This window comes from Streptomyces sp. NBC_00568, assembly GCF_026341855.1.
Classification (GTDB): Bacteria; Actinomycetota; Actinomycetes; order Streptomycetales; family Streptomycetaceae; genus Streptomyces.
This window is the reverse complement of record NZ_JAPENW010000001.1, coordinates 3,134,423-3,151,447: the sequence shown is the minus strand read 5'-3', so window position 1 is coordinate 3,151,447 and position 17,025 is coordinate 3,134,423. Positions and strand designations below refer to the sequence as shown.

Below are 17,025 nucleotides of genomic sequence, written 5' to 3'. Positions count from 1 at the left end.
CTATTGACGCCGCCTCTAACAACTGTCACATTCGCCAGTGTCAAGTTACGGACACGTACCGCAGTCGGTGTGGACAGGGTGGGGCGGTGGCATGACGACGGCAGTGGCAGGCGAACTCTCCGCGGAACTGCGGGGGTTCAGAGAGGTGCAGCGCCTCGCGTACGAGTGCGCGGAGGCGGTCGCGGCACAGCTGAAGCCCGGCGTCACCGAGCGCGAGGCGGCGCGCATGCAGCGCCGGTGGCTGCGTGAGCGCGGGGTGCGGGACTGGTTCCACCTGCCCTTCGCCTGGTTCGGTGACCGCACGGCTTTCGCCGGTTTCCGGATCCCGCTGCAGTTCTTCCCCACCAACCGCCTTCTGGAGCCGGGGATGCCCTTCATCCTCGACATGGCACCCGTGTACAAGGGCTGTACCGCGGACGTGGGCTATTCGGGCTCGCTCGGTCTGAACCCCGTGCAGGACAGGCTGCTCGCCGATCTGGAGGCGCACCGCGAGCTGATCCTGCGCGAGGTGCGTGAGCGGCGGTCCCTGCGCGAGATCTACGAGGACGTCGACCGGCTCATGACCCGCCAGGGCTATGCCAACCGCCACCGCGCGTATCCGTTCGGCGTGATCGCGCACAAGGTGGACCGGGTGACGGAGCGGTCCTGGTCACCGCGCCTGTTCGGGTTCGGCACCCAGTCCCTGAAGGGGCTGGCGAGCGACGCGCTGCACGGGCACCGGGACGGCTGGTCACCCCTGTGGTCGCCGTACACATTCTCCGACCACCCGCCCCGGCCGGGGCTGTGGGCGGTCGAACCGCACCTCGGATTCCGGGGTACGGGCGCGAAGTTCGAGGAGATCCTGGTCGTCACCGACTCCAAGGACCCCGAACAGAGCGCGTTCTGGCTCGACGACGATCTGCCGCACGTGCGGCGCTGGGCGGAGGACAAGTGAGTCTCGTGGGCGCGCGCGAGCGCTGGGTGCGGACGGGCGGAGTCGAGCTGTGCGTCGCCGAGTTGGGCGACGACAGGCAGCCGACCGTGGTGCTCGTGCACGGCTATCCGGACTCCAAGGAGGTGTGGTCCGAGGTCGCCGTCCGGCTCGCCGACCGCTTCCATGTCGTGCTGTACGACGTCCGGGGACACGGCCGTTCGACGGCGCCGCAGCCGCTGCGCGGCGGGTTCACCCTGGAGAAGCTGACGGACGACTTCCTGGCGGTCATCGACGCGGTCAGCCCCGACGAGCCGGTGCACCTGGTGGGCCACGACTGGGGTTCGGTGCAGTCGTGGGAGTTCGTCACGGTCGCGCGCGCCGAGGGCCGGATCGCCTCCTTCACGTCGATGTCCGGGCCGTCCCTCGACCACCTCGGCCACTGGATCAAGCAGCGGGCGAAGCGGCCCACCCCGCGAAGGATCGGCCAGCTCCTCGGCCAGGGCGCCAAGTCCTGGTACGTGTACCTGCTGCACACGCCGGTGCTGCCCGAGCTGGCCTGGCGCGGCCCCCTGGGCAAGCAGTGGCCGAAGATCCTCCAGCGGATCGAGAAGGTGCCCGCGGGCGCGTACCCGACCCCGTCGCTGCCCTCCGACGCGGCGCACGGCGCCTGGCTGTACCGCGACAACGTACGGCCCCGGATCGCCCGCCCCCGCGAGGACGCGTTCGCGCACGCGCCCGTGCAGCTCGTCACGCCCCTCGGGGACGCGTTCCTCTCCGAGCGGCTCTACGACGAGCTGGAGACGTGGGTCCCGCGGCTGGTGCGCCGCACCCTCCCGGCCAAGCACTGGGTCCCGCGGACGCGCCCCGACCAACTGGCCGCCTGGATATCCGAGTTCGTGACGGCCAACGAGGGCCGCGAGGCCGGGATGCCCGGCCCCGAGCCGACGGCCACCGGCAAGTACGTCCACCGGTTCGGCGGACAGCTGGTGCTGGTCACCGGCGCGGGCAGCGGCATCGGGCGGGCCACCGCCTTCGCCTTCGCCGAGGCCGGCGCGCGCGTGGTGGCCGTCGACCGGGACGGCGAGGCGGCGGCCCGTACGGCGGAGATGTCCCGGCTGATCGGCTCACCCGCGGCCTGGGCCGAGACGGTCGACGTCTCCGACGAGCAGGCCATGGAGAAGCTCGCCGACAAGGTCGCCACCGAGTACGGCGTGGTGGACGTGCTGGTGAACAACGCCGGGATCGGACTGTCCGGCTCCTTCTTCGACACCACACCGGAGGACTGGAAGAAGGTCCTGGACGTCAATCTGTGGGGCGTGATCCACGGCTGCCGGCTCTTCGGCAGGCAGATGGCCGAGCGCGGGCAGGGCGGCCACATCGTCAACACCGCGTCGGCGGCGGCGTACCAGCCCTCGAAGGCGCTGCCCGCCTACAGCACCTCCAAGGCGGCCGTCCTGATGCTCAGCGAGTGTCTGCGCGCGGAGCTGGCCGGGCAGGGCATCGGCGTCTCGGCGATCTGCCCGGGCTTCGTCAACACCAACATCACCTCGACCGCCCGCTTCGCCGGGGTCGACGCGACCGAGGAGAAACGGCGCCAGAAGCGGTCGGCGCGGCTGTACGGGCTGCGCAACTACCCGCCGGAGAAGGTCGCCGACGCGATCCTGCGCGCGGTCGTCCGCAACGAGGCGCTCGTGCCGGTCACCCCGGAGGCGCGCGGCGCCCACCTCATGCACCGCTTCGCCCCCAGGGCACTGCGCGCCATCGCCCGGATGGAGCCGAAGCTGTGACCGGGCAGCCGAGCGACGCGACGGACGCGGCCGGCACCTCCGCGGCCGGCGGATCCGTGAGCAGTGGATCCGTGAGCGGGGGATCCTTGAGCGACAGTTCTGTGAGCGGGGGGCACCACGCGATCGTCCCGAGACGGGTGTCCTTCGACTGGGAGGACACCCCGCTGCACTGGATCCCGGACGAGCCCACCGCCACCCACGTCATCAATGTGCTGCACCTGCTGCTGCCGGCCGGGGAGCGGTGGTTCGTGAGGGTCCTCAAGGAGGCCCTGCCGCTGGTCCGCGACCCCGGACTCCTCAAGGACGTCAAGGGGTTCATGGGCCAGGAGGCCACGCACAGCGTGCAGCACGCGTACGTCCTCGACCACCTCGCCGCGCAGCGGCTCGACACCGCCGACTTCACGAGGCACGTCGACTTCCTCTTCGAGAAGCTGCTCGGTGACGAACCGCCCCTGGGCGTACCGGTCCCGGCCCGGGAGTGGCTGCGCTTCCGGCTGTCGGTGATCGCGGCGATCGAGCAGTTCACGGCGGTCCTGGGCGACTGGGTGCTGACGGCCGAGGGCCTGGATCTCGCCGACGCCGACGAGGTCATGCTGGACCTGCTGCGCTGGCACGGCGCCGAGGAGGTCGAGCACCGCGCGGTGGCCTTCGACATGTACCAGCACTGCGGCGGCGAGGGCGCGCCCCGATACGCCCGGCGGCTCGCGGGCATGGCCGTCACCGTGCCGATGATGCTGTACATGTGGGCGTGGGGTGCCGCCTATCTGATCCGTAACGACCCTCGGCTCGACGGCCGTCTGCGCTACTCGCTCAGCGACCACAACAAGGCTGTACGCAAAGGGCTCTTGCCCACCTGGAAGGAGCTCGGCGCGGCCATACCGCGCTATCTGCGACGGTCGTACCATCCGTCGAAGGAGGGCTCGCTGCTCAGGGCCGTCGAGTATCTGGCGCAGTCACCCGCGGCGCGGTCGGCGGTGGGGGCGATCGGGCGGGCGGCGGCCTCATAGGTCCGAGAGCGGGAGGGCGGGAGAGATGAGCGACGAGCCGGGCGGAGTCGCGTACCGCATCGAGGACCTGGCGCACCACAGCGGCGCCACGGTCCGGACGATCCGCGCCTACCAGGACCGCGGGCTGCTGCCCCGCCCCGAACGCCGCGGCCGCGCCAATGTGTACGCGGACGCCCATCTGGCGCGGCTGCGGCAGATCGCCGATCTCCTCGACCGCGGCTACACACTGGCCTCGATCAAGGAACTCCTGGAGGCCTGGGACGCGGGCCGGGGCCTCGGCGGGATACTCGGTCTGGTCGCGGAGGTCGACGGCCCGTGGACCGACGAGGAGGCCGCCCGGATCTCCCGGGCCGAGCTGGACGAACGGTTCGGCGGCCGCCCCGACGACGCCGCGGTGGCGGACGCGGTCGAGCTCGGCGTGCTGGAGCCGATTCCGGGCGAGGAGGGCACCTTCGTCGTTCCGAGTCCTCAAGAGCTGTCTGCGGCAGTCGAGTTGTACACGGCGGGCGTCCCGCTGTCCGCGATCTCCGGCCATCTCAGGGAGTTGAGGGGTCAGGTCGAGCACATCGCCTCCCGCTTCCTGGAGTTCACCACCGAGCATGTCTTCGCGCGATATCTCGGAGAACATCCGCCGAGCGACGCGGAAGCGACCGAAGCGGCCTCGCTCGTCCGGCGGCTTCGACCGCTCGCACAGCAGACGGTCGACGCCGAACTGGCCCGCGCCATGCGGCTCTTCGCCACCCGCCATCTGAGCAGGCACCTCGCGGCGGGGCCGCCTCCGACGGACCAGGAAAACGCGCGAACGGTGGAGGTTCCCGCAGGGACAATGCGGGCCGTGGAACGCCTGGTTGGCGCGGAGCACGCCGCCGAGTTCGTCACCGCCGCCGCCGAACGGGAGCTGCAGGCACGTACGTTGGACCGGCTGGCCGCAAACAGCGCCCAACGCAGCATTGTTGACGAAATACCGTAAAGCGCATGTCTGTTGTCCACAGATTCGCCAATTCCCCTGTGGATAACAGGACTTGGCTGTGGACCAAACCTCGGGATCAAAATCAAATGCGTGATCCGTCTCTCGCCAGGCACGCTGGGGAGATGAAGGAACAGACGGATGGACGGACGCAGGGACGGACTCGAGGACAGACTCGGGGACAGACCGAGGGGCGGACGGATGAGCAGGCGGATGAGCGGATGACCGTACGGACGGATGATCGGATGGACGAAAGACGCACCGTGAAGGTGTCGAAGTACCTCTCGAAGCATCTGCGGCATCAGCCCGAGCGGATCGGCCTGACGCTCGGCGAGGGCGGCTGGGTCGAGATCGACACACTCATCGCCGCGGCGGCCGCGCACGGCTTTCATTTCACCCGCGACGAGCTCGATCACGTGGTGGCCCACAACGACAAGCGCCGCTTCGCCGTCGAGGGGACCCGGATCCGGGCCAGCCAGGGCCATTCCGTCGAGGTCGACCTCGGGCTGCCCCCGGCGACCCCGCCGGCGTACCTCTACCACGGCACCGTGGCCCCCCACCTGGACGCGATCCGCGCCGAGGGCCTGAAGCCGATGAACCGGCACGACGTACACCTGTCGCCGGACCGGGAGACCGCCACCCGAGTCGGCGCCCGCCGCGGCCGCCCGGTCGTGCTCTCCGTGGACGCGGCGGCCATGCACCGCGACGGCCATGTCTTCCGGGTCAGCGCCAACGGCGTCTGGCTGACGGAGGCCGTACCCCCGCGGTACCTGCGGTTTCCCGCGCCTCACTGATCCGGGGGTACCGGTGCCGCCGGGCGGGGACGGCATCGAGGCGGGCCACGACCACGCTCCGGCTCCGCTTACGCTCGATACATGAGTCTGCGTCTGAGCACCGTGATCCTGCCGTACGTCCGCTGGCACGAGGGCGGGCGTTCCGCGTGGCAGCGTGCGGAGCAGCTCGGCTTCCACACCGCGTTCACCTACGACCATCTGTCCTGGCGGACCTTCCGCGACGGCCCGTGGTTCGGGGCCGTACCGACCCTGACCGCGGCGGCCGCCGTCACCGACCGGCTGCGCCTCGGCACGCTCGTGACCTCGCCGAACTTCCGGCACCCGGTGACCCTCGCCAAGGAACTGATCTCCCTCGACGACATCTCGAACGGCCGGATCACGCTGGGCGTCGGCGCCGGTGGCACCGGCTTCGACGCCACCGCGCTCGGCCAGGACCCGTGGACCCCGCGTGAGCGCGCCGACCGCTTCGGCGAGTTCGTCCCGCTGCTCGACCGGCTCCTCACCGAGGACTCCGTCTCGTACGGCGGCAATTTCTACTCGGCGCACGAGGCCCGCAACATTCCGGGCTGTGTCCAGCGTCCCCGGCTGCCGTTCGCGGTGGCCGCCACCGGCCCGCGGGGACTGCGGCTCGCCGCCCGTCACGGGCAGGCGTGGGTGACGACCGGCGACCCGAAGCTGTACGAGACGGGCACCCCCGAGCAGTCGGTTCAAGCCATTCGCGGGCAGGTCGCCAAGCTGGTCGACGCCTGTGCCGAGATCGGCCGGGACGCCGCGGAGCTCGACAAGGTCCTGCTGACCGGCTTCACTCCCGACCGGAGCCACCCCCTGGAGTCCCTCGACGCGTTCGTCGACTTCGCGGGCCGGCACAAGGAGCTGGGCTTCACCGACATCGTGATCCACTGGCCGATCCCCGACTCGGACTTCGCCGCCGACGAGAAGGTCTTCGAGCGGATCGCTCTGGAGGCGGTCTCCCAGCTGACGTGAGACCGGGCGCCGCGAGCCCGGGTTCGACGGGGTGTAACGGCGCTGGTGAGGACGGTAACCACTCAAGTGTGCGGACCGCCGCACGGCCGTGCGCGCATATGCGGGAGAATGAGCACGTGACCTCAGCGACTCGCCGGCCCGAGACCCCGGCCTCCACCGTCCCGCCCCGGCTGATCGCCACGGACCTCGACGGCACCTTGTTGCGCGACGACAAATCGGTGTCCGACCGCACGATCGCCGCCCTCGCCGCCGCCGAACAGGCCGGCATCGAGGTCTTCTTCGTCACCGGCCGCCCGGCCCGCTGGATGGACGTCGTCAGCGACCACGTCCACGGGCACGGCCTGGCGATCTGCGGCAACGGCGCCGCCGTGGTCGACCTGCACGGCGGCCCCGGCGCCCACCGTTTCGTCAAGATCCGCGAACTGGCGCCCGACATCGCCCTCGACGTCATCCAGGTGCTGCGTGCCGCCGCGCCCGGCACCGTGTGTGCCGTCGAGCGGACGTACGGCCTCCACCTCGAACCGGGCTATCCCCTGATGCACATGGAGCCGCCGGAGATCGTCGCGCCCGCCGAGAAGCTCCTCGCCGAGGACGCTCTGGACGCCGATCAGCCGGTGCTGAAGGTGCTCGCGTTCCACCCGGACATGGACCCGGACGACTTCCTCACCGTCGCCCGCCCGGCCATCGGCGACCGGGCCAACGTCACCCGGTCGAGCCCCAGCGCCCTTCTGGAGATCAGCGGCCCCGGCGTCTCCAAGGCCAGCACCCTCGCGCTGTGCTGCGCCGAGCGCGGTATCTCCCCCGAGGAGGTCGTCGCCTTCGGTGACATGCCGAACGACGTCGAGATGCTCAGCTGGGCCGGCCGGTCGTACGCGATGGGCAACGCCCACCCCGCCGTGATCGCCGCCGCCTCCGGTCGCACGGTCGCCAACAACGAGGACGGGGTGGCGGTCGTGATCGAGCAGATCGTGGCAGACCGGGCGTAGCCACCCGACACCCGACCCCGGGGCCTCCGGCACACCCGCCGCAGGCCCCGCGGCGGCGCCCCCCGGCACCGCCGTGCATCCCCGTGGGCCTATACGTCGACTCCGTGCTCCGCGAGCCACGGCACCGGGTCGATCGCCGATCCCAGCTCCGGCGTCACCCGCACCTCGAAGTGCAGATGCGGGCCGGTCGAGTTGCCGGACGTGCCCGACTGCCCGATCCACTGCCCCGTCGACACCCGCTGCCCCTGGTCGACGGTGACGGCCGCGAGATGCGCGTACTGCGTGTAGTAGCCGCCGGGGTGCTCGACCACGACCTCGATGCCGAAGGCACCACCACAGGACACCTTCACCACCCGGCCCGCCCCGACCGCCCGCACCGGTGTGCCGATGGGCACCGCGAAGTCCTGCCCGGTGTGCCGGTGCGCCCATCGCTCGCCCCCGCTGCCGAAGCCCGCGGAGAGCTCGTACGTCTCCACCGGCGCGACCCACGCACGCGTGGAGTCCAGCGGCGGCTGGTCGAGACGGACCGCACCACGGCAGGCGCCCGCCGCCACCGAGGCGTCCGCCCGGCTCTGCAACACCGACCGCGCCTCGTCGAGCTTCGCGTCGATGGTCCTCTTGATCTCGGCGAGTTCACCGTTACGCCTCTCCAGCGCCTGCCACTCCGCCTGGGCCTTCGCCTCGTCCGCGGCGAGCCGGTCCTCGGCGCGCCGGCTCTTCGCGACCGCGTTGGCGACGGCCAGATCCGCTCTCCACACGGCACGCTGACCACGCATCAGATCATCGGGGTCCTGCGCGAACAGGATCTGAGCCGTGTACGGCAGCCCGCCACCCTGCCGGTACTGGGCCCGCGCGATACGGCCCAGGTCCTGGTGCAGCACCGCGATCTCCTGCCGCTCCCGCGTGAGGAGCCACTCGGTCCGCTCGGCCCGGCCGCGCTGCGCCTCGGCATCCCGCCGCCCCGCCTCGTACTGCTGCGTCGCCACCGAGGCGTCCTCGTACAACCGCGCCACCTGGGTGCTGATGCCGGGGTCCGCGCCGTCGCCCTCGGCCACCGTCGGCTGGGCCACGAGGACCACCAGCGCGCACAACAGCGCCGGTACGAACAGGGGGTGGCGACGAGAAGAGCGCATGACAGCGATCGTGACCCGCGCTTTCGGACCCGGCCTGTTGAAGGGGTGCACCTGGGGGACGGGACGTCACGAATGGCCCAGGGGCGGGCCGAACGGCCCGTCACGGCGGCCCGTGGCGTCGGTCCCCCTAAGGCGGTTCCCGCAACGGCGGGGCGGACCGGACCAGGGGCCTTCGCACCGACCGCGGAAGACGCCCGGCCGGGGCTTGCGCGAGAAACGCCGAACAGACCCCCTGCACAAGGGGATTCAGTGCGGCACCTGCCACACCACCGTCGTACCGCCGCCGCCCTCGCCGATCCCCGGCCCGTACCAACTGGCGCCGCCCAGCGACTCGGCACGCCGCTCGAGGTTCTTCAGGCCGCTGCGCCGGCCGCCGTCGGGGATGCCGACACCGTCGTCCGCGACGGTGAGGCGCACGCCCGGCCGCCTGTCCGGCAGGAGGACGTTCGCGTCGACGGAGACCTCGATACGGGAGGACCCCGCGTGCCGGAAGGCGTTGGAGAGGGCTTCGCGCAGCGCGGCGATGAGGTTCTTGCCGGTGAGTTCGCCGACCAGCGTGTCGATGGGCCCGGTGAAGCGGTGCCCGGGCTTGAAGCCGAGGGGAACGGCGGCCATGTTGATCTCGCGCAGGACGCGGGTGCGCAGCCCGGACGGCACCTCGGCGGGATCCTGCTGGAGCGCGAAGATCGCGGTGCGGATCTCCTGGATCGTGACGTCGAGTTCGTCGACCGCCTTGCCGACGCCCCGCCGCACCTCGGGCACGTTCGACCGGCGCTGCGCGCTCTCCAGCATCATCCCGGTGGCGAACAGCCGCTGGATGACCAGGTCGTGCAGGTCGCGGGCGATCCGGTCGCGGTCCTCGTACACCGCGAGCCGTTCCCGGTCGCGCTGTGTCTCGGCCATCATCAGCGCCAGCGCGGCCTGCGAGGCGAACTGCGCGGCGAGGGTCCGCTCGGTCTCCGTGAAGGGGCGTCCTTCCCGGGTGCGCGGGGTGACGAGGGCCCCGAGAACCCGGCCGTCGCTCTGCAGCGGGAGCATCATGACGGGCCCGTACGCGCGGGCCAGGTCCAAGGGCATGCGCGGGTCGACGGCCGCGTCCTCCACGAACACCGGCCGCCCGTCGCAGACTTCGGCGACCAGCTCACTCTCCGGCGGGACGACCACGCCGAGCACCCTCGAAGGGTGTTCCGAGGCGACCGCGACGATCTCCAGGCCGCCCTCCTCGGCGGGCAGCAGCACGATCCCGGCCGCGGAACCGGAGAGCCGGCGCGCCTGTTCGGCGACGACCTGCAACGCCTCCTCGGTGTCGCCGCCCGCCAGAAGCGCGGTGGTGACGGCCACCGAGCCGTCGATCCAGCGCTCACGCTGCTGCGCCGCCTCGTACAGACGGGCGTTGCCGATGGCGATGCCCGCCTCCGCGGCCAGCACCCGGAGCATGTCGAGGTCGTAGTCGCCGAAGGTCCCGCCGTCACGCTTCTCGGCGAGGTACAGATTGCCGAAGATCTCCCCCTGCACCCGGATCGGCACTCCGAGAAAGCTGTGCATCGGTGGATGTCCGGCCGGGAACCCACAGGACCGCGGGTCGTCGGTCAGGTTCGTGAGCAGCACCGGATCCGAGGTCCGGATGAGCGCCCCCAGAAGCCCCTTGTGGCCGTCGGGCATCCGTCCGATCCGTCGGGCGGTTGCCTCGTCGACGCCGTGATGGACGAAGTCCGCGAGTGCCTCCCCGCTCTCGGCCACGACCCCGATGGCCGCGTATCGCGCGTCCGTGAGTTCGGCCGCGGTCTCACAGATCCGGTTCAGCGTGGAGTGCAGCTCCAGTCCTGATCCGACCGATCGCATCGCCTCCAGCAACCGGGGCACCCGGGCGGTCAGCTCGACGGGCAGCCCACGCAGGCCACGGACCACCGGGTCCGCCGCCCCCGTGCCGCCGCCCGGGGCGGGGGAGTCTGGGGCTGCTGACATACCTAGAGCCTAGTTAGTCCTATTTGCAAGGGAAAGTCGGGCCTTGGGAGAGGACAGAGCCCGGAACCCCTGCCCACCGCCCCTGCCCGACCGCCCCTGCCCGACCGTCCCTGCCCCGCCGCGCATGCCCCATGGCGGATCGCCTACCGCCTACCGCGCGTCGCCCAGCGAGCTCATCACCCACGACCGCCCGTACCGCGCTCAGCGAGCCGCCGCGCCCACCAGCAGATCTCCCGCGGTCTCCCGCTCGACCATCTCCCGCAGCGGTCCCTCGACGGCCGACAGCTCCGCGAACGCTCCACGCTGGACCACGCGCCCCTCCGCGAGCACGATCACCTCGTCCACCGCGTCGAGCCCGGCCAGCCGGTGAGTGATCAGCAGGGTCGTACGGCCCTCGGTGGCGGCCAGCAGATCCGCGGTGAGCGCGTCGGCCGTCGGCAGGTCGAGATGTTCCGCCGGCTCGTCGAGAACGAGGACGGGAAAGTCGGCGAGCAGCGCGCGAGCCAGCGCGAGCCGCTGGCGCTGGCCGCCCGACAGCCGTGCCCCGTGCTCACCGATCAGGGTGTCCAGCCCGTCGGGCAGTCCGTCCACCCAGTCGAGGAGCCGGGCCCGCCCGAGCGCGTCGCGCAGTTCGCCCTCGGTCGCGTCCTTGCAGGCGAGCAGCAGGTTCTCGCGCACGGTGCTGTCGAAGAGGTGCGCGTCCTGGGCGCACAGTCCGACCAGTCGGCGCACGGCGTCCCCGTCCATCGCGTACGCGTCCGCGCCGCCCAGCGTGTACGCCCCCGCTTCCGTGTCCAGGAACCGCAGCAGCACCTGCGCGAGCGTCGTCTTGCCGGCCCCGGACGTACCGACCACGGCGATCCTGTGGCCCTCCTCAAGGGTCAGGTCGAGGCCGGCCAGCGCGTCCCGGTCCTGTCCCGCGTGACGGGCCCGGAGCCCCTCCACACGGAGCGGGAACGGCGACACGGGCGCCGGTCGCGGCTGTTCGGGTTCGCGTACGGGATCGGCGGCGTCCAGCACCTCGTACACACGCTCCGCGCTCTTGCGCACCCGCTGCCGGTACTGGACGGCGAGCGGCAGCCCCATGACGGCCTCGAAGGCGGCGAGCGGAGTGAGGACGACGACGGCCATCACCACACCGTTCAGACGCCCGGCGGCGACCGCTTGGGCGCCCACGAAGGCGGTCGCGGTGACGGTGAGCCCGGACACGAGCGCCGTGAGTCCGTCACCGAGGGCGGTCGCGGTGGCGGCTCGCGAGGCGATGCGGGTGAGGAGGCTGTCGGCCCGCCGTGTCTCCGCGATACGGGTGGGCAGTGCGCCCGCGACGGTCAACTCGGCGGTCCCGGTGAGCAGATCGGCCACCTGGGTCGCCAGCGCGCCGCGTGCGGGCGCCAGCCGTCGCTCGGCACGGCGCGCCACGGCGCCGGTCACCGACGGAACGCCGACGGCGGCCGCCAGCAGACCGACGGCGAGCACGGCACCGGCCTCGGGCAGCAGCCAGGCGGTGAATCCGACGGAGGCGGCGGACACCATGACCGCGGCTCCGGCCGGCAGCAGCCACCGCAGCCAGTAGTCCTGAAGGGCGTCCACGTCGGCGACGAGCCGCGACAGCAGATCGCCGCGCCGGGTGGCCCGCAGTCCGGCGGGCGCGAGCCGTTCCAGACGCCGGTAGACGGCGACCCGCGTATCGGCCAGCATCCGCAGCACGGCGTCGTGCGACACGAGCCGTTCCGTGTACCGGAAGACCGCCCGGCCGATGCCGAACGCCCGGGTGGCCGTCACCGCCACCATCAGATAGAACACCGGCGGCTGCTGCGATGCCCGCGAGATGAGCCATCCGGAGGTGGCCATCAGACCGACGGCGCTCCCGAGCGCGAGGCTGCCGAGAACCACCGCGAGCGCGAGCGGCCTCCGCCGGGGAACCGCCATGGCCCGGACACGGGCGAGCACTCCGGCCCGGCCCCGGGACGTCGGAGCGGGTTCTTCGCCGCCGGCCGAAGGCGGGCCTTCCGGCTCGACCCCCCGCGGCGGCTGTGTGCGGCCCGGTTCCGCGGGCTGGACCGGGAGCGCGGGCTCCAGCCCCGCTGCGGACGCAGCGGCTTCCAGGCGCACCACCCGGTCCGCCACCCCCAGCAACGCCGGCCGGTGTACGACCAGCAGGACGGTCCGCCCCACGGCGAGCCGCCGCACCGCCGCGACGACCTCGGCCTCGGTCGCCCCGTCGAGCGAGGCCGTCGGCTCGTCGAGAAGCAGCACGGGCCGGTCCGCGAGGAACGCCCGGGCGAGTGCGAGGCGTTGGCGCTGACCGGCCGACAGCCCGGCGCCGTCCTCGCCGAGGACCGTGTCGGCCCCGTCGGGCAGCGCGTCGACGAATCCGGCCGCGCCCGCGTCGACGAGGGCCCTGCGCAGCGCCGCGTCGTCCGCGTCGGGTCGCGCCAGCCGTACGTTCTCGGCGATGGTTCCGGCGTACAGATGCGGTCGTTGCGGCACCCAGGCGATCTTTGAGCGCCACTCCGCGAGATCGGCCTCGGCGAGATCGACTCCCCCGGCCCGGGCGCGGCCCCCGGTGGGCTCCACGAACCCGAGCAGGACGTTCAGCAGCGTCGACTTGCCCACCCCGCTGGGCCCGACCAGGGCGACCGTCTCACCGGGTTCGACCGTGAAGGTGACATCCGAGACCGCGTCCGCGGAGCGCCCCGGGTACCGCACGGTCACGCCTTCGAAGGCGATCTCCCCCACGGGCACGTGCAGCGAACCGGACCTCGGTGCCGGGGTCTCCAGCACCGAGAAGATCTCTTCGGCCGCCGCGAGCCCCTCGGCGGCGGCGTGGTACTGGGCTCCCACCTGGCGCAGCGGCAGATAGGCCTCGGGTGCCAGCACGAGAATGACGAGCCCCACGTACAGGTCCATCTCGCCATGGACGAGCCGCATTCCGATGGTCACCGCCACCAGTGCGACCGAAATGGTGGCGAGCAGTTCCAGGGCGAAGGACGACAGGAAGGCGATCCGCAGCGTCCGCATGGTCGCCTGCCGGTACTCGCCGGTGATCTTCCGGATCGAGTCGGCCTGCGCCTTGGCCCGGCCGAACACCTTGAGGGTGGGCAGTCCCGCGACGACGTCCAGGAAATGCCCGGAGAGGCGGGACAGCATCCGCCACTGGCGGTCCATCTGGGTGCGGGTGGCCCAGCCGATCAGCACCATGAACAGGGGAATCAGCGGCAAGGTGCCGACGATGATCGCCGCCGACACCCAGTCCTCGGTGACGATTCGCGCCAGCACGGCCACCGGAACCACCACCGCGAGTCCCAGCTGCGGCAGATAGCGCGAGAAGTAGTCGTCGAGCGCGTCCACTCCCCGCGTCGCGAGGGCGACCAGCGAGCCTGTGCGCTGGCCGCTGAGCCACCCGGGCCCGAGGGAAGCGGCCCGCTCCAGCAGCCGCCCCCTCAACTCCGACTTGACCGCGGCGCTCGCCCGGTGCGCGGCGAGCTCGGTGAGCCAGGCCACCACCGCCCGCCCGATCGCCACGATCGCCAGCAGCGTCAGAGGGGTGCGGAGTTCGGTGACGGAGAGACCGTGCTGGAAGGCGCCGACCACCACTTCGGCGATGAGCATCGCTTGGGCGATGATCAGCCCCGCCCCGGCGACACCCAGCCCCACAACCGCCCCGAGGAAGAGGCGGGTGGCTCGGGCGTACCGAAGCAGACGCGGATCGATTGGTTTCACGTGAAACACACCCCTGGCTCATCAGGCATGTTTCACGTGAAACATGCCGCTACGTCGGAATCAGTGCGACACATCCACGGCGATGTGCTGCGTGCCGATGCGCTTGCGGAACACCCAGTAGGTCCAGCTCTGGTAGAGCAGGACGATCGGCGTGGCGATCGCGGCACACCAGGTCATGATCTTCAGGGTGTACGGGCTCGACGAGGCGTTGGTGACCGTGAGGCTCCAGTCCTCGTTGAGCGAGGACGGCATGACGTCCGGGAAGAGCGACAGGAAGAGCATCGCGACGGCGGCCACGATGGTGACCCCCGAAAGCATGAAGGCCCACCCCTCACGCCCGCCGTTGACCGCCACCAGCGCCCCGACGAGGGCTCCCACGGCCACGACCAGCGCGACCAGTGACGCGCCGTCACCGTTCTCGACCTGGGTCCAGAGCAGGAAGATCAGCGCCAGCACGGCCGTGGCCAGGCCGACTTGAAGCGCCTGCTTCCGCGCCCGCTCCCGGATGTCGCCGACCGTCTTGAGGCCGACGAATACGGCACCGTGGAAGGTGAACAGCGTCAGCGTGACCAGCCCGCCGAGAAGCGCGTACGGGTTGAGCAGGTCCCAGAAGTTGCCCACGTACTCGAAGTTCCGGTCGATCTTCACTCCGCGCACGATGTTGCCGAAGGCCACACCCCACAGGAACGCCGGGATCAGGGACGTCCAGAAGATCGCCGTCTCCCAGTTGCGCTGCCAGTGCTCCTCGGAGCGCTTCGCCCGGTACTCGAAGGCGACACCGCGCACGATCAGACAGACCAGGATGATCAGCAGGGGCAGATAGAAGCCCGAGAAGAGCGTGGCGTACCACTCGGGGAAGGCCGCGAAGGTCGCGCCGCCGGCCGTGAGCAGCCACACCTCATTGCCGTCCCACACGGGACCGATCGTGTTGATCAGCACCCGCTTCTCGGTGCGGTCGCGGGCCAGCAGCTTGGTGAGGATGCCGACTCCGAAATCAAAGCCCTCCAGGAAGAAGTAGCCGATCCAGAGGACCGCGATGAGTACGAACCAGACGTCGTGAAGTTCCATGACTCAGCAGCTCCCTGAGCCTAGTAGGAGAAAGCCATCGGCTTGTCGGCGTCACTGGAGTCGCCGCCGATCTTGGTGGGCGGGTTGAGGTCGGACTCGGTGAGCTCGGGTGGCCCTGCCTTGACGTACTTCGCGAGGAGTTTGACCTCGACGATGGCGAGAATCGCGTAGAGCAGCGTGTAGACGGTCATCGACGTGATGACCTCGCCCTGCGAAACGCTGGGGGAGACCCCGAACCGGGTCTGCAGAACGCCGTACACGACCCACGGCTGGCGGCCCATCTCGGTGAAGATCCATCCCCAGGAGTTGGCGATCAGCGGGAAGCCCAGGGTCCAGATGGCGATGCGCCAGCCCCACTTGGTGAGCTTCGGGCCCAGTGCCTTGTTCTTGAACAGGACCAGATGCGGTGCCTCGTCCTCGCCGACCCTCAGGTGCTGCGGCAGCATGAACTTCTTGCGGGTCAGCCAGAGCCCGACGATGCCGATCAGGAAGGACGCCATCCCGAAGCCGATCATCCAGCGGAACGCCCAGAAGGTGACCGGGATGATGGGGCGGTAGTCGCCGGGGCCGTACTTCTCCTGCTCGGCCTTGTTGGTGTCGTTGATGCCGGGGACGTACGAGTTGAAGTTGTCGTCGGCGAGGAACGACAGTATCCCCGGGATGGACAGCTCGACGGTGTTGTGGCCCTTGCTGACATCCCCGTACGCGAAGATCGAGAACGGCGCGGAGTCCTGACCGTCCCACAGCGCCTCGGCGGCGGCCATCTTCATCGGCTGCTGCTTGAACATGATCTTGCCGAGGGTGTCGCCGCTGATCGCCGTGAGCAGACCGCCGATGATGACGGTGATGAGGCCGAGCCGCAGCGAGGTCTTCATGACGGCCACATGCCGCTTGCGGGCCAGGTGGATCGCGGCGATGCCCACCATGAAGGCGCCGCCCGTCAGGAAGGCCGCCGTGAGGGTGTGGAACGCCTGGGCCAGCGCGGTGTTCTGGGTCAGCACGTGCCAGAAATCGGTGAGTTCGGCGCGCCCCTTCGCCTTGTTGATCCGGTAGCCGACCGGGTGCTGCATCCACGAGTTGGCCGCGAGGATGAAGTACGCCGACAGGATCGTGCCGATGGAGACCATCCAGATGCAGGCGAGGTGGAGCTTCTTCGGGAGCCTGTCCCAGCCGAAGATCCACAGCCCGATGAAGGTGGACTCGAAGAAGAAGGCGATCAGAGCCTCGAAGGCGAGCGGGGCTCCGAAGATGTCGCCGACGAACCGCGAGTAGGCGGACCAGTTCATACCGAACTGGAACTCCTGCACGATGCCGGTGACGACACCCATCGCAATGTTGATCAGGAACAGCTTGCCCCAGAACTTGGTGGCCTTGAGGTACTTCTGGTTCTCCGTACGCACCCAGGCTGTCTGCAGGCCGGCGACGAGCGCGGCGAGCGAGATCGTCAAGGGAACGAAGAGGAAGTGGTAGACGGTGATAATGCCGAACTGCCATCGCGCCAGAGTCTCCGGCGCCAAAGCCAATTCCACGTCGTCAGTCTCCTTACGTCGCCGTGGTCACAGCGGCAGTTTGCCCGCTTTATCGCAGACATCACGGGAGGAACAGGACACGCTTGTGAACGCGTTCACATTCACAAGCAATTATGACGCATACCCGTTCGACGGGTGAAGGGTGGGGGGTCCCTCAGCGGGACCGATG

12 protein-coding genes are annotated in these 17,025 nt (G+C 70.5%); 7 read left to right on the top strand and 5 right to left on the bottom strand.

What is annotated here, in order from left to right:
* Positions 1 to 91 precede the first annotated feature (91 nt).
* The 7 genes from OOK38_RS13665 (at position 92) to OOK38_RS13635 (ending at position 7,438) form a co-directional block, all read left to right on the top strand.
* Positions 92 to 934 (top strand): M24 family metallopeptidase, encoded by an 843-nt coding sequence (locus tag OOK38_RS13665; protein ID WP_266760503.1) that lies wholly within the window; start codon positions 92 to 94, stop codon positions 932 to 934.
* The gene (locus tag OOK38_RS13660; protein ID WP_266760505.1) at positions 931 to 2,700 is read left to right on the top strand and encodes an SDR family oxidoreductase; all 1,770 of its coding nucleotides are present in this window, start codon (positions 931 to 933) and stop codon (positions 2,698 to 2,700) included. Before OOK38_RS13665 ends, OOK38_RS13660 begins: the two co-directional genes overlap by 4 nt.
* A gap of 86 nt (positions 2,701 to 2,786) precedes the next feature.
* The gene (locus OOK38_RS13655; RefSeq protein WP_266760507.1) at positions 2,787 to 3,707 is read left to right on the top strand and encodes a metal-dependent hydrolase; all 921 of its coding nucleotides are present in this window, start codon (positions 2,787 to 2,789) and stop codon (positions 3,705 to 3,707) included.
* A gap of 25 nt (positions 3,708 to 3,732) precedes the next feature.
* The gene (locus tag OOK38_RS13650; RefSeq protein ID WP_266760509.1) at positions 3,733 to 4,677 is read left to right on the top strand and encodes a MerR family transcriptional regulator; all 945 of its coding nucleotides are present in this window, start codon (positions 3,733 to 3,735) and stop codon (positions 4,675 to 4,677) included.
* 242 nt (positions 4,678 to 4,919) lie between these two features.
* Positions 4,920 to 5,468, top strand: coding sequence for an RNA 2'-phosphotransferase (locus tag OOK38_RS13645; RefSeq protein WP_266760511.1), 549 nt, complete (start codon positions 4,920 to 4,922; stop codon positions 5,466 to 5,468).
* An 81-nt stretch (positions 5,469 to 5,549) separates the two neighbouring features.
* Positions 5,550 to 6,452, top strand: coding sequence for an LLM class flavin-dependent oxidoreductase (locus OOK38_RS13640; protein ID WP_266760513.1), 903 nt, complete (start codon positions 5,550 to 5,552; stop codon positions 6,450 to 6,452).
* Between the two features lie 98 nt (positions 6,453 to 6,550).
* Complete coding sequence (locus tag OOK38_RS13635; RefSeq protein WP_266760514.1) at positions 6,551 to 7,438, top strand: Cof-type HAD-IIB family hydrolase; 888 nt, start codon at positions 6,551 to 6,553, stop codon at positions 7,436 to 7,438.
* Between the two features lie 89 nt (positions 7,439 to 7,527).
* Here OOK38_RS13635 and OOK38_RS13630 read toward each other — a convergent pair whose 3' ends face one another.
* The 5 genes from OOK38_RS13630 to OOK38_RS13610 form a co-directional block, all read right to left on the bottom strand.
* The gene (locus OOK38_RS13630) at positions 7,528 to 8,571 is read right to left on the bottom strand and encodes a M23 family metallopeptidase (RefSeq protein WP_266760516.1); all 1,044 of its coding nucleotides are present in this window, start codon (positions 8,569 to 8,571) and stop codon (positions 7,528 to 7,530) included.
* 246 nt (positions 8,572 to 8,817) lie between these two features.
* The gene (locus OOK38_RS13625; RefSeq protein WP_266765765.1) at positions 8,818 to 10,413 is read right to left on the bottom strand and encodes a GAF domain-containing protein; all 1,596 of its coding nucleotides are present in this window, start codon (positions 10,411 to 10,413) and stop codon (positions 8,818 to 8,820) included.
* Positions 10,414 to 10,737: 324 nt separating this feature from the next.
* Complete coding sequence (gene cydD / locus OOK38_RS13620) at positions 10,738 to 14,259, bottom strand: thiol reductant ABC exporter subunit CydD (RefSeq protein WP_266760518.1); 3,522 nt, start codon at positions 14,257 to 14,259, stop codon at positions 10,738 to 10,740.
* A 60-nt stretch (positions 14,260 to 14,319) separates the two neighbouring features.
* On the bottom strand, positions 14,320 to 15,327 hold the full coding sequence (gene cydB / locus OOK38_RS13615) for a cytochrome d ubiquinol oxidase subunit II (RefSeq protein ID WP_266760520.1): 1,008 nt from the start codon (positions 15,325 to 15,327) through the stop codon (positions 14,320 to 14,322).
* A 20-nt stretch (positions 15,328 to 15,347) separates the two neighbouring features.
* The gene (locus OOK38_RS13610; RefSeq protein WP_266760522.1) at positions 15,348 to 16,856 is read right to left on the bottom strand and encodes a cytochrome ubiquinol oxidase subunit I; all 1,509 of its coding nucleotides are present in this window, start codon (positions 16,854 to 16,856) and stop codon (positions 15,348 to 15,350) included.
* Positions 16,857 to 17,025: the final 169 nt, after the last annotated feature.